This is a genomic window from Pseudomonas salicis (genome assembly GCF_057128705.1).
In genome coordinates this window covers 798258-818751 of sequence record NZ_JBSKHU010000003.1, presented here as the reverse complement: position 1 = coordinate 818751, position 20494 = coordinate 798258, and the positions used below count along the sequence as shown (strand labels likewise).

The 20494-nt window shown below is 62.1% G+C and carries 18 protein-coding genes; 4 read left to right on the top strand and 14 right to left on the bottom strand.

Annotated features, from left to right (window positions below):
* Positions 1–178: 178 nt before the first annotated feature.
* A complete protein-coding gene (locus ACWKWE_RS14435; protein WP_166596815.1) occupies positions 179–1015 on the top strand; it encodes a hypothetical protein in 837 nt (278 codons plus the stop codon).
* Positions 1016–1063: 48 nt separating this feature from the next.
* The gene (locus ACWKWE_RS14430) at positions 1064–2407 is read left to right on the top strand and encodes an endonuclease/exonuclease/phosphatase family protein (protein WP_483850907.1); all 1344 of its coding nucleotides are present in this window, start codon (positions 1064–1066) and stop codon (positions 2405–2407) included.
* Between the two features lie 48 nt (positions 2408–2455).
* Here the strand turns inward: ACWKWE_RS14430 and ACWKWE_RS14425 are convergent, their stop codons facing one another.
* The 7 genes from ACWKWE_RS14425 to ACWKWE_RS14395 all read right to left on the bottom strand — a co-directional run bounded on the left by ACWKWE_RS14425 (position 2456) and on the right by ACWKWE_RS14395 (position 8715).
* Positions 2456–3736 carry an MSMEG_0569 family flavin-dependent oxidoreductase gene (locus ACWKWE_RS14425; protein ID WP_166596813.1) on the bottom strand — a complete coding sequence of 427 codons (1281 nt, stop codon included), beginning with the start codon at positions 3734–3736 and terminating at the stop codon, positions 2456–2458.
* Positions 3737–3925: 189 nt separating this feature from the next.
* On the bottom strand, positions 3926–4246 hold the full coding sequence (locus ACWKWE_RS14420; RefSeq protein ID WP_166596812.1) for an MSMEG_0570 family nitrogen starvation response protein: 321 nt from the start codon (positions 4244–4246) through the stop codon (positions 3926–3928).
* Between the two features lies 1 nt (position 4247).
* The gene (locus tag ACWKWE_RS14415) at positions 4248–5276 is read right to left on the bottom strand and encodes a sll0787 family AIR synthase-like protein (protein ID WP_483850906.1); all 1029 of its coding nucleotides are present in this window, start codon (positions 5274–5276) and stop codon (positions 4248–4250) included.
* Entirely contained in the window at positions 5269–5829 is a 561-nt protein-coding gene (locus tag ACWKWE_RS14410) for an MSMEG_0567/Sll0786 family nitrogen starvation N-acetyltransferase (protein ID WP_483850905.1), read from the bottom strand. Before ACWKWE_RS14410 ends, ACWKWE_RS14415 begins: the two co-directional genes overlap by 8 nt.
* 154 nt (positions 5830–5983) lie before the next feature.
* On the bottom strand, positions 5984–7066 hold the full coding sequence (locus tag ACWKWE_RS14405) for an MSMEG_0568 family radical SAM protein (RefSeq protein WP_483850904.1): 1083 nt from the start codon (positions 7064–7066) through the stop codon (positions 5984–5986).
* The gene (locus ACWKWE_RS14400) at positions 7053–8030 is read right to left on the bottom strand and encodes a Nit6803 family nitrilase (RefSeq protein ID WP_483850903.1); all 978 of its coding nucleotides are present in this window, start codon (positions 8028–8030) and stop codon (positions 7053–7055) included. Before ACWKWE_RS14400 ends, ACWKWE_RS14405 begins: the two co-directional genes overlap by 14 nt.
* Positions 8031–8232: 202 nt before the next feature.
* On the bottom strand, positions 8233–8715 hold the full coding sequence (locus ACWKWE_RS14395) for an MSMEG_0572/Sll0783 family nitrogen starvation response protein (RefSeq protein WP_062387355.1): 483 nt from the start codon (positions 8713–8715) through the stop codon (positions 8233–8235).
* A gap of 239 nt (positions 8716–8954) precedes the next feature.
* On the opposite strand from ACWKWE_RS14395, the gene ACWKWE_RS14390 reads away from it, so the two are divergent.
* Positions 8955–10859 carry a sigma 54-interacting transcriptional regulator gene (locus ACWKWE_RS14390; protein ID WP_483850902.1) on the top strand — a complete coding sequence of 635 codons (1905 nt, stop codon included), beginning with the start codon at positions 8955–8957 and terminating at the stop codon, positions 10857–10859.
* A 121-nt stretch (positions 10860–10980) separates the two neighbouring features.
* Here the strand turns inward: ACWKWE_RS14390 and ACWKWE_RS14385 are convergent, their stop codons facing one another.
* The 6 genes from ACWKWE_RS14385 to katG all read right to left on the bottom strand — a co-directional run bounded on the left by ACWKWE_RS14385 (position 10981) and on the right by katG (position 18902).
* Positions 10981–11160, bottom strand: a complete 180-nt coding sequence (locus ACWKWE_RS14385; protein WP_483850901.1) for a hypothetical protein — start codon at positions 11158–11160, stop codon at positions 10981–10983.
* 117 nt (positions 11161–11277) lie between these two features.
* Entirely contained in the window at positions 11278–13704 is a 2427-nt protein-coding gene (locus ACWKWE_RS14380) for a TonB-dependent siderophore receptor (RefSeq protein WP_483850973.1), read from the bottom strand.
* A 156-nt stretch (positions 13705–13860) separates the two neighbouring features.
* The gene (locus ACWKWE_RS14375; RefSeq protein ID WP_483850900.1) at positions 13861–14865 is read right to left on the bottom strand and encodes a FecR family protein; all 1005 of its coding nucleotides are present in this window, start codon (positions 14863–14865) and stop codon (positions 13861–13863) included.
* 49 nt (positions 14866–14914) lie between these two features.
* Entirely contained in the window at positions 14915–15418 is a 504-nt protein-coding gene (locus tag ACWKWE_RS14370; protein ID WP_166597002.1) for a sigma-70 family RNA polymerase sigma factor, read from the bottom strand.
* 424 nt (positions 15419–15842) lie between these two features.
* Positions 15843–16475 (bottom strand): glutathione transferase, encoded by a 633-nt coding sequence (gene yfcF, locus ACWKWE_RS14365; protein WP_483850899.1) that lies wholly within the window; start codon positions 16473–16475, stop codon positions 15843–15845.
* Between the two features lie 159 nt (positions 16476–16634).
* Positions 16635–18902, bottom strand: a complete 2268-nt coding sequence (katG, locus tag ACWKWE_RS14360; protein WP_483850898.1) for a catalase/peroxidase HPI — start codon at positions 18900–18902, stop codon at positions 16635–16637.
* Between the two features lie 287 nt (positions 18903–19189).
* Between katG and ACWKWE_RS14355 the strand changes: the two genes are divergently transcribed.
* Entirely contained in the window at positions 19190–19624 is a 435-nt protein-coding gene (locus ACWKWE_RS14355) for a GNAT family N-acetyltransferase (RefSeq protein WP_483850897.1), read from the top strand.
* Positions 19625–19633: 9 nt separating this feature from the next.
* Here ACWKWE_RS14355 and ACWKWE_RS14350 read toward each other — a convergent pair whose 3' ends face one another.
* Positions 19634–20398 carry an SDR family oxidoreductase gene (locus tag ACWKWE_RS14350; RefSeq protein WP_483850896.1) on the bottom strand — a complete coding sequence of 255 codons (765 nt, stop codon included), beginning with the start codon at positions 20396–20398 and terminating at the stop codon, positions 19634–19636.
* Between the last annotated feature and the right edge of the window lie 96 nt (positions 20399–20494).

Here is a 20494-nt window from a genome sequence, read left to right as displayed (position 1 = left end):
CGCATTGCCGTTCGGCGCTTCGCTCTTTTCGCCGGACCTGCGAAAACGCCTACGCCCACCTGTCATCCCGGCATCGCCCTTGTCGAATGTTCCTACGCCTGTGAGTCCTGACGTCCTCTAGCGAACAGCTCCGCCACCCGCTTACGTGAGGGTTTTCCAACGCAGGCATTTTTGACTCATGAATCTGTATTACACGCAACATCCCCACGGCATTCTCTGCGGCTCGCAGCTGATCGGCGAGGCCTCTGATCAGGGTTGCCGGATGGCGGAACACAAGGGCGCGCTGTATGCCGCGTACCTCGGGGAAGGTGACGTGATCAAGCTGATCACCCGGCAGGCCGCCTCGGAGCGGGAATGGACAACGCTCGAAACAGCCAGGCGCAGCAGCGGCGTGCCGGCGCTTTTTTCGTTCAACGACACGCTCTACATGGCCTACAGGAACGCGCAGAACCTGACCGTGCTCTGCCGTTACGTCGAGCCTTCGAACACCTTGGTCACCGTGTCGCAGATGAGTGATCGGTTATCGCAGACACCCGCCTTCGCCGTTCTCAATGGCACGCTGCACATGTTTTACAAGGCTCACGACAGCGCCAACCTCTTCCACAAGACCACCACCAACCTCAGTAGTTGGCGCAGACGCCCCGTGATCAAAAGCGACGGCCAGGCCACGGCGCTATCCCACCTGAGCCCGGTGGCCGCGACCTACCAGAACCTCATTCATTTGATCTACAGCGACAGGGAGTCGGGTCACTGCTTCTTGCTGAAAAGCGACGGCACAAACTGGACGAGCCGCATCCCGCTGATCAATCAGAGCTACCCGCATTCGCCGGGGCTGACCGTGCATGACGGATTGCTCACCCTGGCGTTCGCCGGGCAGGACAACGCGCTGCACCAGTACACCTATGACGGTCACTGCGTGAGTGCGCCCGTCGCCAGCACGCTGCTGACGTGCGCCCCGGTCAGCCCGACGCTGGCGGTTCAGGACGGGCAGCTCACAGCGGTTTTTTCCCAGTGAGCGCGCTCCAGTCCCCTCTCCCGCCAACAGACTTCGTGAGCGTTTGCCATGCCCGTCAACCCCACCATCCGTGATTACATCAGCCGCGAACTGCTCTCCGTTTCCCGCCTGCAAGACTTCGAAACGCAATTCGAAGTGGTGGTCACGGACATCGCCACGTTACTGTCTTCCGCGCCCGCCGATGCCGGACACACGTCGGCGTGGCTGGCGTATGCACTGTCCCAGCGTTACATGCGCAGCGCGAATGAAGCCGCGCAACGGGATTACGCAGAGCGGCTGACCTCGGTGTTCCGGCGGCTCTACAACGATGCCCGGTTCATCGCGCTCATCGCGGGGGCACCGGCCCGTGTCAGCTACCCAATGCTGCTGAATTTCTATCACCTGCATCACGCCTTCATCATGAACGGGCTGCGCGCAGCACAGGGCCCCGAAACCCTGGACCACGGGGACGCCCTGAGAATGTTGCAGATCATTGTCGGGGCGGCCCACGGCCCTTGGCTGTCGCGCATTCGCCTGCACGGGGGCATCCGGGATTATCACCACGCACGGATGATCGACGATGCACAAGGCACGCGGATCGAACTGGGTCGGGCACCGTCCAGCGTTCATCGTTCCTTGTCGGTGGCCACCTGGAACATGCAAGGCACGTCAGAAGCGAGCGATGCAAAATGGCGCACGTTCGTATTGCCACTGGCCCGTGAGAACACCCTCATTGCCCTCCAGGAAGCAGGGGTTCGTCCAGCCTCGGCCCGGCACGTGACCGACCTGGCGGTGGCTGATCAATTCGGTGCGGTGTTCCGGGTTGAGCAGTATCTGTGGGAAGCGGGCAGCGTCTCGCGCCCGGAGCAATATCAGCTGTTTTTTCTCGACGTCCAGCGCTTGCGGGTCAACCTGGCAGTGGTCGCCGCCAGCCGGGGTGACATTGAAGTGGTGACACCGGTGGTGATTTCCGATGGCCTGCCCCCGCTCGATGGCGCCCCGCCGAATCGCCCGGCACTGGGCGTGGTGATACGCAGGCGCCATTCGCGCGCGGAGCCGATCACCGTCTACAGCTTCCACGCGATTTCCGGCGGTGGACCCAATGCTCCGCGTGTGCTCAGAGAAGTGAGTTGGCACACGCCGACACCCGTCGCCTTGTTGGGTGATTTCAACCGGGACCCTCGAGAAGACCCTACTGGCAGCCAGCCCGCTCGGGGCCCATGGATTTCCCCTCCGGAAATCGGGCAATTGGTGCTGCCCGGCGCGGCGACTCACCCCAGCACACAACCTCAGTCGATACTGGATTACGCCGTGGTGAATGGCACGAGCATCGATCCCGCCCCCGGGCAGGTCAGCGCCGCCGGCCCGTCGGACCATCGAGCGGCCAGTTTCACGCTGGCGTTTCCCGAGTGAGCCAGTGAGCGCGTCCGCCGAGGGTGGCGTACGCGCTCACGTGAGTGGCTAAGCCACCTTGTGCTTGGCACGCACCCGTGCGATGTGCTCAACCAGGTACTCGGCATCCCGCGCCACGCCGGAGAATCGGCCCGACCCCCAGGTGTACAACCATGGCAGCCCGAGGAAATACAACCCCGGTTGCGCCGTCACGCCGCGCACATGGCCGGGATGACCACGACCGCTGAACACCGGCGCATCGACCCAGCTGAAATCCGGCGTAAAGCCGATGCACCAGATGATGCAGGTGATGCCCTGCTCCAGCAGATTCAGCTCGCGACGCTCCTGTTCTGGCGTCCACACCGGCTCGTAACCCTCACCCGCTGGCGCGTCGATCCCCTGCTCGGCGATGTACTTGTCGATAGACGCGTTGATCCGGTTGTACACCGCATCGGCGCTGTTCAGGCTGTCCGTGAGGTTGTCGCTGAACTGCATCACCTCGCCTTGCAAGCCGTCGAGGCGACCGAACAGCTCCATGCCTTCCAGGGCAAATTTGCGCAGGTCGATGTCCCGACCGCCGTCGCGCCCGGTGACGTAATGGTTGGTGTTGTCGCGCACGCCTTCACGCAGTGGATGGGTATCAACGCCGATCCGGTAATACCCCATTTCCGCGAGCCAATCGACCACGTCCTTGCCCCGGTAAAACCGCGCGCAGCGAGGCGCATCACCCACCGCCAGATAGACGTTGCGCCCGGCCAGATGCAGGTCTTCGGCGATCTGCGCACCGGACTGCCCGGAGCCGACCACCAGCACATTGCCTTCGGGCAGGGCCTGGGGGTTGCGGTATTGCTCGGAGTGAATCTGGGTGATGCTCGAAGGCAGGCGCTCGGCCAGGCGCGGGATGATCGGCGTGTGATAACCGCCCGAGGCGCAGATCACTTGATCGGCGGTGAAATCACCTTGGGACGTGTGCACGTCGAACCCGCCCGAAGCACGAGGCGCCACGCGCTTGACCGTCACGCCTTCGCGCACCGGGGCGTTGACCGCTGTGACGAAACCCGCCAGGTAGGCGTTGATTTCGTCCTTTTTCATGAAGCCGTGGGGGTCCGTGCCGCCGTGCTCTTCGCTGTAGCGATACCCTGGCAGCGCGCATTGCCAGTTGGGCGTGACCAGACTGAACGCGTCCCAGCGCTGGTGGCGCCAGGTGTGAGTCAAGCTGTGCTTTTCCAGCACCAGATGATCGACGCCCTGCTGTTGCAGGTAGTAGCTGGCCGACAGACCGGCCTGCCCGCCGCCGACGATGATCACGCTGTGGTGTGGAGTTTTGATGGGGGTGATTGAGCTGGGCATGGTGGAGGTCTCCGGTGGTGCAAATCATAAAAGTCAGAATGCGTGGGCTACGGCCATCTGCCGGCAGAATTGCGTTTTTTCTGTGGGAGCGAATTCATTCGCGAGACGTCGGTACAGGCGCTGCACCTTCCTTGCCTGAAATACCGCTTTCGCGAATGAATTCGCTCCCACAGAGGGGGCCGAGTTGAGTCAAAACGAACTCCAGCCAGCACCCGTCACCCGGCCACCGCCTTCGGTGCGCATGCTCAGCACTTCGACTTCCCCTTCGGACTGCCCGAAGGCCTGTCCCTTGAGCATGCCGAGGGTGTCCATCGCCGAGCTGCAGTAGAAGCCCTTGACCTGCTTCACCCGCTCGGAGGCGTTGTTCAACCCGCCGTCGACTCGCTGGAGAAAATCCGCCAGCGGGTAGCTCGCGCCCTCCTGCAAATGTTCGTAGATCACGGTCGAGGGCGAGTAGCAGGCGGCCTCTTTGCCGTTGGGCCAGCGGATGCGGAAATTGACGGCGGGCATGTCAGTGCTCCTTATGTGCGGACAGAGGTGAAAGGTCGAGGTGCGGGTAACTGAACCCGGTGAATGGCTGCTCGTTGAGGTTCCAGAAGGTGCGGCGTTGCAGCCCGTGCTGAACGGTGAGTTCGGCGCTGTCAGTCACCCGGCCGATGCGTTCGCAGCGCAGGCCTTCGAACGCGAATGCCGCCTGAACGTTGGGCCAGTCGGCGTCGTCCAGGGTCATGAGAAATCCATAGCTGGGGAAGACTTGCAGCCAGCGCAAGAGGTCGGCGGCGTCCGGACGCGGCAGCCGTTGCAAGTCGATGTCGCCCCCGCAGCCAGTGGTTTCCAGCAGCATCAACAGACTGCCCAGAACCCCGGCGTTGCTGATGTCCTTGGCCGCATGCAGCAGTTTCGCTTCGGCCAGACGCGGCAGCACTTCGAGCTTGCTGCGCAGGCGCTCGGCGGGCACGCCTTCGAAGGCTTTCCAATAGGTGCTGTCGGCGTGCCAATAGCCTTCCAGATCCACCGCCATGGCGATGATTTGCCCCGGCTTCACGTGCAGGGTCGAGAGCAAGCGGCTGGCAATGCCGGTGATCGCCACGGCCAAGGCTGTGGGATTGTGCGCGGCGAGGCTGGTGTGCCCGCCCGCCAGCATCAGGCCATAGGCTTCGCAGGCGGCACGAATACCCGCGAGGATTTCCTGCGCGGCGGCATCGTCGTGGTGCCAATACGCGTTGACCACTGCCGTCGCCCGACCACCCATCGCGGTGATGTCGCTGACATTGGCCATCACCGCTGACCAGCCCGCGAACCACGGCGCCGCTTTCACGAAGCCCGGCAACATGCCTTCGATGGCCAGCAACTGGAAGTGATCGCCACAGGCAATGGCGGCGGTGTCGTCGCCGGGCAGCGCGTAGAGCTCGGCGCGGGTCAGCGGCTTGTCGCTGATGCCGATGATTTTCGCCGGTTGCTGGATCGCCTGTTTGGACAGCATCGCCGGTGTCTTGCGCAGGGTGTCGAGCAGCGCGTTCAGATCGATGGATTCAGCCATGACGAGCCCCCTTCAACGCACGTAACGACACCTGACGCGGCATCAATGGATAGCAGGCCAGATCAGCCTGCATCAAGCAGTGGGGCTGGCCAAGGAGTTCGAGGTGTTCGAGGGTCTGCCACTGCAAGCCATGGAAATACGCTTCGTTGGGCGCCTGAACCGTGGCGCGAAACGTCTCGCAACCCAGGTCCTTGGCCCGTGAGACCGCCTCGTTGACCAGCGCCTTGCCGATCATGCTGTGGCGGCGATAGGCCTGGGCCACGCACAAACGCCCGCCGAACCACAGGCCCGGCTCAGGTTGATAGATGCGCACAGCCCCAATCACCTGATCCGCCATGCCGCAGTTGCCGGCCAGCGCGACAATGGCGATGGCCTGGAAGTCGTGGCTGTCCTTGTCCTGGGGCAGCAGCTGTTGTTCATCGGAAAACACCGAGCGACGCAGCGCGAAGTACGCCTGTTTCTCCCAGGGTTCGGAAGCGGGTTTGACCACCAGCTCACCGGCGCGAAACGGTTCGAAGGTGCTGTCGACAAGGGCAAAGGCCAGGTTCTGCATGATCCGTCTCCCGTGAAATGAAATAGCGCCCTTGCAGGAGTGAGCTTGCTCGCGAGAGGCCAGTACTTCCGACGCATCTTTTGTGCGACGACCATCGCATCGCGAGCAAGCTCACTCCTACAGAAGATGTTCCTCAGCAAGCCATCCCATTTCGTCATTCATGATTCTTCAACGCCGAACACGCGCCGCATTTCGCGCAGCCCGCATTGATGTTTTCCGAGTGCAGGGCGTGACGACGCAGGCTGGCGCCAATCTGCGGGTAGAGCCGGGCCATCATGGCGCTGTCGGGTTTGGGATGATGAGCCAGCGGCGTGCCGTCGATGGGCACGAACGGCACGACGAAGGGGTACACGCCCATCGCACTCAAACGCTCGCTCATGTCGGTGATCGCCCGTTCGCTGTCGCCCAGCCCGGCGAGGATGTAGGTGCTGACCTGACCGCGCCCGAACACCTTCACCGCCGCTTCGAAGGCTTCGAAATAACGGCTCAACGGCACCTCGGCCTTGCCCGGCATGATCCGCTGACGCACCTCGTCCGTGACCGCTTCCAGGTGCATGCCGAGCGAGACCACGCCGCTGTCGGCCAGTCGTTCGAACCAGACGTCGTCGTCCGGCGGCTCGCATTGGGCCTGGATCGGCAGGTCCACGGCGGCGGTGACGGCAGCGGCGGACTCACACAGAATGGCCGCGCCGCGATCCGGCGTCTGGGGCGTGCCGGTGGTCATCACCATGTGCTTCACGCCGTCCAGCTCGACGGCGGCTTTCGCCACTTCCGCCAACTGTTGCGGACGTTTGCGGGCGATGGTCTTGCCCGCCGCCAGCGACTGCCCGATGGCGCAGAACTGGCAGGACGTGCTGCGATCATTGAAACGAATGCAGTGCTGCAACACCGTGGTGGCCAATACGTCAGCACTGTGCAGCGTGGCGATCTTCCAGTACGGGATGCCGTCGGCGGTGCTGCGGCTGTAGAAATTTGGCACGCCGGGCATCTTCACCTGACCGACCTGCAAGCCTTCACGAAAGATCAGCGCCAGGCTGCCGTCTTCACTGGGTTGCGCTTGGTACGGCGAGGTCTGCGAAGCCTGGTTGAGGATCGGCACCATCATGGTCCGACCGCCCACGGTCAGCGCCTTATGGTCCGAAGGCCCCGCGCCGCCCTTGCGTGACAGGCCGTTTTGCGCGGCCGGCCAGCGCACGCCGTGGCATTGCAATTCGGCGAGCAGTTCATTGGTCTGCATGGCTCAGCTCCTCGCGGACAGGGGTCATCGGGTGCGGGCTGCGTTCGTGCAGCTGGGCGCTGGGCGTGCGGTCGATCAGCAGGCTCAGCAGTTCCGGACGGCTGTAGTGGCCGACGGAATCCATCATGCGTTTGCGTTTGTCGATGAGCTTCAGGTCGAGGTCGGCGATCACCCTGCCTTCGCCGGTGCGCAGCGGTTCGCCGAGCAACCTGCCTTCCGGCGTGACGATGGCGCTGAAGCAGCCCCCGGAAATCGGCCCCAGAGCGCAGCCGGTGTCCTGCATGATCTGCCCCTGTTGATCGGCGTCGAGCCAGGCCGTGGCGTTGACCACGAAGCAGCCGGATTCCAGGGCGTGATGACGGATGGTGACTTCGATCTGCTCGGCAAAAATATCGCCCACCAGCGAGCCGGGAAACATCGCCACGTGAATCTGTTCGCCATCGGCCATCAGCGCGTAACGGGCAAGCGGGTTGTAATGTTCCCAGCAGGCCAGCGAGCCGATGCGGCCCACGGCGCTGTCCACGGCACGCAGGCCCGAACCGTCGCCCTGCCCCCACACCATGCGCTCGTGGTAGGTCGGGGTGATCTTGCGTCGGTGTTGAATCAGCGTGCCGTCGGCGTCGAACAGCAATTGCGCGTTGTAGATCGTGCCGCCGTCGCGCTCGTTGACGCCGATGGAGGCGACGATGCCCGCTTCGCGGCAGGCCTCGCCGATTTGCCGAGTGACGTCGGAGGGCACGGTGACCGACTCTTCGAGCAGTCGCAGGTGTTCCTTGCCCATGGCGAATGGCGGCTGGACGAAGGAGAAATAGGGGTAATACGGCACCACGGTTTCCGGAAAAACCGCGAACTGCACCCCCTCGCGACCCAATTCAAGCAAGGTGCGGCACAGCTTGGCGACGGTGGCTTCGCGGGAGTACAGCACGGGGCTGAACTGAACGGCGGCGGCGCGGATGGTGGTCATGTCGGGGTGTCCTGGTCGTGCATTGATCGTGCGGATCACGAGGCATCGGTTGATCTGTCGCCGGGCGCGATCTCTGTGAGAGCGAATTCATTCGCGAAGGCGATCGTTCAGCCAACGCATCGGCGTCGCCTGAAAACCTATCGCGAATACATTCGCTCCCACAGGGATTGGCGTCAGCCTGCCCAATTGGCGGCGTCGGGCGTTACGCCGTCCAGGTATCAATAATCATCGCGCCCTCACGGCGCATCAGCAGGCGCAGGTCCATCACGTCCAGCGGGTTGATCGGGCGGATGCCTTCGATCAGCGCCTTTTCGGTCTGGCCGTACAACGCCTGCAGGGCAAAGCGGCAGGCGTAGACTTCGCCACCCTCGGCCATGAACGCCTTGATCTGGTTATTCACCGCCAAGTGCCCCGGAAACGCTTCGGCGCCCAACGTCGGGAAGCCGCGCTGCACACCCAGTTGCACGCCCGGTCCGTACAGCAGGACTTTGGTTTCGAAGCCTTTACGCAACAGGCGCTTGGCCTGAAGCATGTTGACCAGGCCGATCGACCCTTCGAACGCGATGGTGTGGAAGGTCAGCAGGGCTTTTTCGCCCGGCTCGGCTTTGACGTCCTCGAAGACCTTCTCTTCGTAATTGACCAGGAAGTCGCCGTCTTGATAGTGATTGATGTCTACGCTTGGCATGTCGTCGCTCCGTTCGTTCGGGTGTTGTCGGTGTCCGGATCGTTCACCGGGTGACAACCTGATAGAGCGAAGGCCGTGCCAAAAAAAATCGAGGGTCTCGTGAAAGGCGTAACCGTTTGATTTCAAGGAAGATCCCCATCTGATCCGTCTTTTTACCTACCATCTGATGCTTTCAGGGCATTACGCATTCCCGTAGAAGTACGAATCTTCGTAGTGGAAAGCCACGAGATTTCGTAATCATGAACGAACCCGATTCGTTGATTGGCTGGGCCGACCTGGCCTATTCCTCGCGGCACATGGTGTTCGAGCACTGCGCCGAAGCCATCGCCCTCCTCGACCCGTTCGCCGATCACTTCGGCGACCTCAACATCGCCGCCTGCAAGCTGCTCGGTTACCCGCGCCAGGAGTTGCTGGCCCTGCCCGTGAGCAAACTGTTCGGGCACCAGTTGGCGGACCTGATCGTGTTCACCCAGGCGGTGATGGACAAAGGCCGTGGCTGGACCGACGACTTGAGTTGCAACATCAAGACCGGCGAGCGCATCGAACTGGAAATCTCCGCCACCACCCTGCAAATCAAGGGCAGCCCGCAGTTGATCCTGGTGCTGCGCGAGGCCAGCCAGCAGAAGTACCAGCAGGATCAGGCCCACACCGAGCGCACCATGCGCGGCGGGCTGATCGAGTGGCGCAACATCCTCAATCTGTTTCAGGAGTCCGAGCGGGACAATCAGCTGCTGCTCAGTTCGGTGGGTGACGGCATCTACGCCATCGACAGCGAAGGCCTGGCCACCTTCGTCAACCCGGCGGGCGCGCGGATGCTCGGCTGGGACGCCAAGGACATGCTCGGCAAGAACATCCACCGCATTCATCACCACAGCCACGAAGACGGCAGCCACTACCCGGTCGAGGATTGCCCGATCTACAAGGCCGTGCACGACGGTGTGGTACACGAAGGTCGGCAGGAGGTGTTCTGGCGTCGTGACGGCAGCTTTTTTCCGGTGGAATTCACCAGCACGCCGGTGATCTCGGATGGGCGTATTGCGGGGGCCGTGGTGGTGTTTCGCGACATCACCGAACGGCGCAGCACCGAGACTCAGCTGCAAACGGCGCTGGACGAACTGAAGGTGCTGAAGCAGCGGCTCGAAGACCAGAACGCTTACTTACAGGAAGAGATTCACATCGAACACAACTTCCGCGAGATCGTCGGCCAGAGCGCGCCGATCCTGAAAATCATCAAGCAGATCGACGTGGTCGCGCCGACCGATGCCAGCGTGTTGATCAACGGCGAATCCGGCACCGGCAAGGAGTTGATTGCCCGCGCCATTCACCAGGCCAGTCGCCGCAGCGCGCACCCGCTGATTCGGGTCAACTGCGCGGCGATTCCGACGGAGCTGTTTGAGAGTGAGTTCTTTGGCCACATTCGCGGCGCGTTCACCGGGGCGGTTCGGGACCGGGTCGGACGCTTCGAACTGGCCGACGGCGGCACGCTGTTTCTTGACGAAATCGGTGAGATTCCACTGGAGCTGCAAAGCAAATTGCTGCGCGTGTTGCAGGAGGGGCAATTCGAACGGGTGGGCGAAGAACGCACCCGCAAAGTCGATGTGCGGATCATCGCGGCGACCAATCGCGACCTGAGGCAGGAAGTCGGGGCGAAGCATTTTCGCGAGGATTTGTACTTCCGTCTTAACGTCTTCCCGATCCAGTCCCCCGCCTTGCGCGACCGTCCGATGGACATTGCGCCGCTTGCCGCGCACTTCCTCAAACAAGTCGGCAAACGCCTGAACATGCCCGGTCGCCGCTTGCGTAACAGCGACATCGAACGGCTGCAGAACTACTCCTGGCCGGGGAACATTCGCGAATTGCAGAACGTGATCGAACGGGCACTGATCACCTCGACGGGCGCGGATTTGAATATGGATTTGCCTGATGAACCGAAGGCCTCAGACAGTGCGAGTGTCGGCGTTTCTGCGCAGCCCGCCTTCCTCACCGAAGACCAGATGCGCGAGCTTGAACGCAACAACATGCACGCCGCCTTGAAGGCCGCGAATGGCAAGTTGTTTGGCAAAGGCGGTGCGGCGGAATTGTTGGGGGTGAAACCGACGACGCTGGCATCGCGGTTGAAGCGGCTGGATATTGAGGTGGATTGAGTGACCTGCATGCGCCGCAGGGATCTGAACAATAAGGTTGTCAGGTTCTACTGCTGCTTGGCAGCAAACCCTGACGCTTCAGACTTGGCAGGCACACTCAGTACTCCATGACTCACTGCATTTAACCGCCGCACTGAGCATCCGGAGAAACACTCGGCTGCACTGGGGGTATCGCCTCTCGATCCGCCTCGGTGTCGTTCGGTTCGACATGAAATTCGCGAGACGGGTGATGCTCGCCCCGAACAATCTCGCCCATCTCCATCATGCTCTCGACCAGACGCTTGAACAGTTCTTTTTTCATGCTCCCTCCTGAAACCTTCGCACTGTAACTCAAGGGCGAGCACTGGCAATCCTATAAACCGCATTCGCAAAAAAAGAGCGCCCGAAGGCGCTCTTGGTTACACGGTATGACTTGCCCTCAAAACCCCACACTCGCCTGCACAAAGAACGTCCGTGGTTGCCCCAGGTAGATCCCCGAGTTGTTGTCGCTCGAGCGGGTGAAGTATTGGTGGTCGAAGAGGTTCTTCACGCCCGCGCCCACTTTGAGGTTCGACATCTGCTTGCCGAAATCGTAAGCGCCGCGCACGTTCCAGGTGACGTAGCCAGGGATGTCGCCGTACTGACCGTCAGCCGAGGGCGTGGTGATGTAGTTGCCGTTGAAGCTGCCATCGGCGTTGGTCCCGGTGCCGGGTGCGCGTTGTTTCGATTGGGCGTAGCCGTCGACGTTGTAGGTCCAGCGATCGACCTCATAACGCAGACCGACCGTGGCCACCTGACGCGAATAGAGCGGCAGGTCGCGGCCTTTGAAGCCGGGGATGTCGCCTTCGGAGGTGGCGCGGGTGTAGGTGAATCCGGCGTTGGCCGTCAGCCCGCTCAAGTGCGCGTCGAGGGCGCTGAGGTCGTAGTGGGCCGAGGCCTCGATGCCCTGGTGCTTGGTGGCGCCGAGGTTGGTCCAGCCCACGTCGTTGCTGACGTATTGCAGTTCGTCGTCGAAGTCGATGTAGAACGCCGTCAGCTCGCCGCCCCACGTGCCGTTGTCGTAACGGGTGCCCAGCTCGTAGGTCTTGGCCTTTTCCGGTTGCAAGCCACTGGCCGTGTCGTTGCCGGTACCACCCTGAGCGACCTGGAAGTATTGCAGACTGCCAAAGGACGTCTCGTAGTTGGCGAACAGTTTCCATTCGTCCGTCAGGTGATACATCACGCTCAGCGCCGGGAGCGGTTCGTTGTTGTTGACGCTGCGGTCCTTCTCTTGCACTCGCACGCCGTTGGTGCCAAGCACCGGGCGGTCGTGCCAATCGGTGCTGATCCGCTCGAAGCGAATGCCCGGGGTGATGGTCCATTTGCCCACATCGATCTTGTCGTCGATGTAGAACGCGGTCGTTTCAGTGCCACCCGTGCGGTCCTGATAGACGTGGCCGTCGGAACCTGGAATCACTACGGGCGTGTTGTTCACCAGCCCCAGGCGAGACGCCTGCTCATGCATGGCCTCTTTCAGGTAGCGGGCACCCACGCTGACTTCCTGGGTGGTGGGCCCCAGGTCCAGCACGTGCGAGACGCGCGGCTCGATGCCGAACGTGTGGTAGCTGCGCGGGAAGGAGCCGAGGGTTTTCTGGTCGCGGGCGGCGATGTTGCTGCCGCGAAAACTGTCGGTGTAATAGGTCAGCACTTCGGCCTGGGTCGAGTCGTCGATCTGACGCTTGTACTTGATCGACACGTCCTTGCGACGACCGCTGAAGTTGTCGTAGTCCCGGTCAGACTGATACGGATTGGCGTCGAACTGCTTCTGCGTCAGACCGCCTGGCATGTCGGCCTTGGCGTCGTAATAGTGGAAGTTCACCGACAGGTCATCCTGCTCGGTGAGCGCCCAATGGGTCTTGAGCAGCAGGTCGTCGATGTCATTGTCATTGTTGCTGGAGCGATAGCCCGAACCGTTGACGGTGGAGTACAGCAAGGCTGCGCCCAGGCCGTTGTCTGCCGTGCCGCCGATGAACATGGTTTCCATGTTCTTGTAACCGCCATGGCGACTGGTCTCGATGGTGCTGCTGACATCACCGCTGAGCTTTTCCGGGATGGCGCGGGTGACGAAGTTGATCACACCGCCGACGTTCTGCGGCCCGTAACGCACCGAACCTGCGCCGCGCACCACGTCGATGCTGTCGAGGTTGCCCGAGGAAATCGGCGCCATCGACAACTGTGGCTGGCCATAGGGCGCGAACGCCGCAGGTACGCCGTCGATCAGCACGGTCGAGCGTGGCGACAGGCGCGAGGTCAGGCCACGCACGCCCACGTTCAGGGAAATGTCGCTGCCGCCGGTGCCGTTGGATTCCTGCACTTGCACGCCGGGAATGCGCCGCAGCACATCGCCGACGTTTTGCGCGCCCTGCTCGACCATGGTCTGACGGCGCACCACCGTCCGCGCACCGGGGTGGTTCTGCACCACGGCGGCGTCGGCATCACCGAGCCAGTCCCCCACCACTTTCACTTCCATCGGCGCGATTTCAAGGCTGCCCGGAGTGGCGGACGCGCTTTGTCCGGCAAGCTTGAGCACCACGGTGTCGGCGGACATTTCATAGTCCAGACCACTGCCCCTAAGCAGCGAACGCAGCGCCTGTTCCGGTGACAGATTGCCGTCCACCGCGGGCGCCTGCTTCCCGGCGACCAGGTCCGGGCTGAAAAACAGTTGCAGGGAGGTCTGCTGACCCAGTTGACTCAACGCGGCGCTCAGGGGTTGGGCCTGAATGTGAATCGCCGTCGGCGCGCCCTCGGCATAGCAGTGACCCGCGCCGGTGCCGACCGCCAGGGCCAACGCCCACGGCAGCCAGCGAGAGGATTGCGGTGCAGGCAGGGTGCGGCGGACGGCCAGTTGAAGCGCGTTGAGTCTATTGTTTTTCACGTCGGGTCTTGTCCTGAAGTTTCAGAATGCGAAGCACATCTGCGTTGATCTGAATGCTAAGCAATCGCAGTTGGACAAGAAGACGAAGGGCCGCGAAAAAACCTGAATCTATTTTGAAAATATTTCCTGGCTGCCGTCGGCGAGGGTTCGTACGGCCACCGGCAAAATGCTCGGCAAGGCCCGGAGCAGAGCGTCCGTGTCATCGGATTTGAACACACTGGTCAGGCGCAAATTCGCGGCCTTCCCATCGCTGACTCGAAGCGGCTGAGCGCGATAACGGGACACTTCCTGCACCACGTCCCTCAAGGACGCGTCATTGAACACCAGCTTGCCGGTACGCCACGCCGTGATCGCCGCCGTGTTGACGGCCGATGCCGGCATGACGTTGCCACTGGCATCGATGCTCGAACCCAGTCCCGCTGTGAGCGTGACCTGATTCCCTTGCTCGCCCGCCGTGCCCTTGACCTTGACCGTGCCAGACTCCACCGCCACCAGCGTGCGGGTCGGGTCGCGACGGACATCGAAGCGCGTGCCGGTGACGGTCACCGAGCCATTGCCGGTCTGCACCACAAACGGTCGGGAGGTGTCGTGTTCGACGCTGAACATCGCTTCGCCCTCGGTCAGTTCGACCTGACGCGTGGCGCTGAAGAAGTGCACCTTCAGACGGGTGCGACCATTGAGGTCCAGCACCGAGCCATCCGGCAATGCCACCTGACGCCGTTCGCCCACCGCCGTGGCGAAGTCCGCGCTGTAATCCGGCTGCGGGTCCAGGCCGAAGTAAAGGCTCGTTCCCACCACCATCGCCACCAGACTGGCCGCCACCGCATAGCGGGCGAATGTTCGACGAGCGGGAGAAGATGGCGCAGGCAACGGCGTCGGCGCATCCGGTTCACACAGGGCTTCGAGCCGTGCCCTGGGCAGCAGATCGGCGGCGCCCCACAGGTTTTGCAGCAGGCGGTATTCATGGGCGTGCGGGTCGTGGGCGCTCAGCCAGGCCTCGAACTCAGCGTGCTCCTCCGACGACAGCTCGCCATCGCGAGCACGGGCAAACCACCACGCCGCCTGATCGCGTACGGCGTCTGGGCCACAAGGGCAATCACGGTCCGTCGTCATGGTGTTTCCTGAGCAAATGAAAGGCGGGCCAGTTCCCGGTGACGATGCATCATGGCGCCGGGGCATCCAGCCGGTCGCGCAAATGGCGCAGCGTGCGAATCATATACTTTTCCACCATGTTCTTGCTCAGGCCCAGGCGATCGGCGATCTCCAGCTGCGACAAGCCTTCGAGCTTTTGCCAGACGAACACCTTGCGACAGTTGAGCGGCAACTCCGCCAGGGCACGTTCGATGGAGTCTGCCAGCTGGATGGCATGCATGAACGCCTCCGGGTCATCCGTGTGACCGGCCGATGTGTCGAGGGATTCCCGTTCGAGTTCGCTGCGCCGGTCTTCACGCCGCCAGGTGTCGACGGCGATGTTGCGGGCCGTTTGATGCAGATACGCCCGAGGCTGTTCGACGCTCGCCCCGCCGGTCGATTCCAGCACGCGCACGAACGCGTCATGGGTCAGGTCTTCGGCCTGATGACGGTTCTTCAGACGGCGGGTCCAGGTGCCCACGAGCTCTTCGTAATGATCGAGAAAGCCTTTGCTTCGTGGCAGCTTGAGGGTCATGAGGGGGTGGGAATGTGGGGGCGGAAGGCGCGAATAGTAATGGTTCTTATTATAGAAACGCAATCTCCCAACGCATTATCGCCTTCCCCGGTTATTCAGGAGCAGCGCCGTTTGGGCTCCGCTCCCCCATTGACCCTCTGTCAGCCATGACGTGCTGAGCGGGACGGTCGACGTCGTCCATCAGCCCGGTGGAATCGTCGCCAGCAGGCCAATGGAAATGGTCAGCGCCAGGAAGCCCAGCAGAAACAGCGTCATCTTGCCCATGAGTGTCACCTCTCAATGTGTGCGATACAGGCGCAAACATCGCCTGATCGCTCGGGGCCAGCCTCCTTTCAGTGGCTGGGAATGGTGACTAGTTTGGGCCGGACAACTGTTTCAATACAGCGCCAGATATTGGAGAAAAATACGGATCAGATGGAAATCCTCACAGCGCCGGACGCTGAATGTTCACCCATTCCTGCACGCTCGGCCGCGCCCACTGCCGCTTGGCGTACCTCACCAACGCTTCAGGCACGTCGTCGCCATTCAGAATCAAGCGATTGAGCATCAACGCCAGCTCTACGTCGGCAATCGACCATTCGCCAAACAAGTCGCCAGCCCCATCCGGCAACAGCGCCTCGGCGCCCTCGATCAACTTCTGCGCTGCGGCCTTCGCCACGGGGGTCAGCGCAGGGGCGTGCTGACCGTAAAACACCACCAGCGTCGAGCGCTCCTGCCGCAACGGAGCGAGGTCGCTGCGCAGCCAGGCTTGCACCTCGCGGGCTTTGGCGCGTTGCTTGACGTCTTGGGGATAGACCGGCGTGTCTGGAAATACGTCTTCCAGGTATTCGTCGATGGCTGACGATTCGGACAGGGAGAAATCGCCATGGACCAGCGTCGGCACCCGCTGCGTCACGGACAATGCCGTGTATTGAGGGCCTTGCTGCTCGCCAGCCTCCAGGTCCACCGGAATCCATTCAAAGTCGAGGCCCTTCTCGCGCAGGACCACGAAAGCGGACAGGGCGTAAGGGCTGGTGTATTGGGCATCGACGTAGAGTCGCAGGCGAGCGTCGTTCACGAGGGTGATCTCCATTTCAGGGAACGGACACGCTACGAGAAGCGTGCGAACAAGGGAAATTCAAGATGTTCATGGGCCTATTCTCGCGGGGAATGGAAGGTAGACAGGACGTAAAAACGCCCCCAGGAAGGAGGCGTTGTCGGGAGAGTGGTAGACCGATCAGCCCAAATCAAAACGGTCCAGATTCGTGACTTTGGTCCAGGCCGCCACGAAGTCCTTCACGAATTTCTCATGGGCATCGGCGCTGCCGTACACCTCGGAAATCGCCCGCAACTGCGCATGGGAGCCGAACACCAGATCCACCCGCGTCCCGGTCCATTTCACGTCGCCGGTCTTGCGGTCTCTGGCCTCGAAGGTGTCATTGCCGGGCGACGTGGGTTTCCATTCCACGCTCATGTCCAACAGGTTCTTGAAGAAGTCGTTGGTCAGTACGCCCGGACGGTTCGTAAAGACGCCCTGCTTGCTCTCCCCGACGTTATTGCCCAAGACCCTCAGACCGCCCAGCAAGACGGTCATTTCCGGCGCAGTCAGGGTCAGCAATTGCGCCTTGTCCACCAACAGTTTCTCGGCTGAGACCTTGTAGGTCTGTTTGAGGTAATTGCGGAAGCCGTCGGCGATAGGCTCCAGAAAACCAAAAGATTCGACATCCGTTTGCGCTTGGGAGGCATCGACGCGGCCCGGCGCGAACGGCACGGTCACGGTTTGCCCGGCGTCCAGCGCGGCCTTTTCGACGCCTGCGTTCCCGGCGATCACGATGAGGTCGGCCAGCGAGACCTTGTTCGTCGACGCGCCGCCGTTGAACTGGCCCTGAATCTGCTCAAGCACCTGCAACACCTTCGCCAGTTGCTGAGGCTGGTTGGCCGCCCAGTCTTTCTGAGGTGCGAGACGTAGACGCCCACCGTTGGCGCCGCCGCGTTTGTCCGAACCCCGGAACGTCGAGGCCGCAGCCCAGGCCGTGGAGACCAGTTGCGAAACGGTCAGCCCCGACGCGAGGATCTGGGTCTTCAAGGCCGTCACGTCGTCAGCGCTGACCAGTGGATGGGTGACATCCGGCAGCGGGTCTTGCCAGAGCAGTTCGTCGGTGGGGGTTTCTGGGCCGAGGTAGCGGGCCAGCGGGCCCATGTCCCGGTGAGTCAGCTTGAACCAGGCGCGGGCGAAGGCGTCGGCGAGCTGTCCGGGGTTGTCCTTGAAGCGGCGAGAGATTTTCTCGTACTCGGGATCGAAGCGCAGGGCCAGGTCCGAGGTGAGCATGCGCGGTTCCTGACGCTTGCTCGGGTCATGGGCGTGAGGAATGGTGTTCGCACCAGCGCCGCCCTTGGGTTTCCACTGATTGGCCCCCGCCGGGCTTTTGGTCAGTTCCCATTCGAAGTTGAACAGGTTTTCCAGGTACTCGTTGCTCCACTTCGTCGGGGTCGAGGTCCAGGTCACTTCGAGGCCGCTGGTGATGGCGTCGCCGCCCTTTCCGGTGCCAAATTTATTGCGCCAGCCCAAGCCCTGCTCTTCCAGGCCCGCCGCTTCCGGCTCAGGCCCGACGTTATCGGCAGGTCCCGCGCCGTGGGTCTTGCCGAACGCGTGACCGCCCGCGATCAACGCCACGGTTTCTTCGTCGTTCATCGCCATGCGGCCGAAGGTTTCGCGAATGTCTTTCGCCGAGGCCGCAGGGTCGGGATGACCGTCCGGCCCTTCCGGGTTCACGTAAATCAGGCCCATTTGCACGGCCGCCAGAGGGTTTTCCAGATTGCGTTCCCCTTGGGCCGTACGGCTTTTCTCTTCGCCGTGCTTGGCCGGTTCCGCGACCAGATCGCCCTGCCCCGGCTGCTCCATGTCCTTATGCGCGCCATAACGCTCTTCGCCACCCAGCCAGGTGGTCTCGGCGCCCCAGTACACGTCTTCATCCGGCTCCCAGACGTCAGGCCGGCCGCCCGAGAAACCAAAGGTCTTGAAGCCCATCGATTCGAGCGCGACGTTACCGGTGAGCACGATCAGGTCGGCCCAGGAAATCTTGCGCCCGTACTTCTGTTTGACCGGCCAGATCAGGCGCCGGGCCTTGTCCAGGCTGACGTTGTCCGGCCAACTGTTGAGCGGTGCGAAGCGTTGCTGTCCCGAGCCCGCCCCGCCGCGACCGTCACCAGTGCGGTAGGTCCCGGCGCTGTGCCAGGCCATGCGCACGAAGAATGGGCCGTAGTGGCCGAAGTCTGCCGGCCACCAGTCCTGAGAGTTCGTCATCACAGCCAGCAGGTCTTTCTTGACCGCGTCGAAGTCCAGGCTTTTGAATTCTTTTGCATAGTCGAAACCCTCGTCCATCGGGTCGGACAGCGACGAGTGCTGGTGAAGGATCTTCAGGTTCAGCTGATTGGGCCACCAGTCGCGGTTGGTGGTGCCGCCGCCGGCCGCATGATTGAAAGGGCATTTTGATTCGGTTGCCATGGTTATCTACCTTTGATCGTGATCATCCCGCCGTCTGCCTTTATCCAGGGCGCGGCAGAGACGAGTGAACTCAGTAGCACCGACGGTGCTTATTCTTATCGCCTTATCAGGGATGGAACCGTTGGCACAAGCCAACGACAGATCAAAGATAGCTCCGATCTCAGAGAGGTCTAATAGCCGCAGCATTGATCCGCGATAGAGCGGCTCTTTTAAGCGGTCTGGATGTGTCACGTTCGTGCGGCATCGCTCTGCTACCCTGCTTCATCCCTTTTCGGACAGACCTGCCCATGATCAAAATCCGTGTGATGACAATGGACGATTACGATGCCGTTCTGGCCCTGATGAATGACACCCCCGGCATTTCGATCCGCGATGCCGACTCCCGCGAATCCACGGCCCGCTACCTGGACCGCAACCCCGGCATGAGCTTCGTCGCGCAAAGCGATGCGGGGCTGGTCGGCTGTGTGATGTGCGGCCACGACGGGCGGCGCGGTTATTTGCAGCATCTATTGGTCTTGCCCGAATTCCGCCGTCAAGGCATTGCGCGGGAGTTGGTAAAGCGCTGCCTGTCCAGCCTCGAAGCCTTGGGCATCGGCAAATGCCACCTCGACGTGCTCAAGACCAATGACGCCGCTGCCCGCTACTGGCAAGGCGAGGGCTGGAAGCGGCGTAAGGATATCGACCGTTTTTCGTTCACCCGACCGGGCAACGAAAACGCGTGAAGCAGTCGATCAGGCTTTTGAAAGCGACTCGCTGAGGGCCACAGCATCGGCGCCCGCCGGTATGCGCATCGGCGCGGCAGGATCGGTCACCGCCTGCCACACCGCCTCGGCAACGTCCAGCGCGTGGGTCATGGGCGATGCCGTGTCGCGCACGCTTTCGAACACCTGATCCCGGAACGCGACGTACGCATCCGGAATCGGATCGGCCATCAGCCGCCGCGCGTTATCGCCAAACGCCGTGCCCGGTGCGCGACCCGGCAACACCAGTCGCACGCGGACGTCGAAGGGTTCCAGCTCCAGCGCCAGCGATTCGGTGAAGGCGTTCACCGCCGCCTTGCTCGCGGTGTACACCGACAACAGCGGCAGGGATTTCAGCGTCACCGTAGACGTGACGTTGACCACCACGCCGCCCCGACGCTGACGGAACTGAGGCAGAACGGCCTGGGTCATGGCGATGGTGCCGAGGGTGTTGGTGTCGAAAATCTCCCGTGCGCTGGCAAGGTTCAGCCCTTCCACCGGCGCCAGCAAGCCAATCCCTGCATTGTTGACGAGGGCATCAATCGGTCCCGCCGCGTCGATGCAACGGGCAATGCTGTCGGCATCCGTCACGTCGAGTGCCAGAATGCGCAGGTGATCGGAGGCCGGCAGCAAGTCTTTACGCGGCGTGCGCATCGTGGCGATGACGTTCCAGCCTTTGTCGAGAAAGAATTGCGCGGTTTCCAGGCCGAAGCCCGACGAGCAACCGGTGATCAAAACGGTGGGCGAGTGAGTCATGTGAAACTCCAGTGAATGAATGACCGCTCCACCATAGATCGACGACAACAGACGAACTACACTCCAACGTCCTGTTCTTTGTCGTGAGCGTCCGGA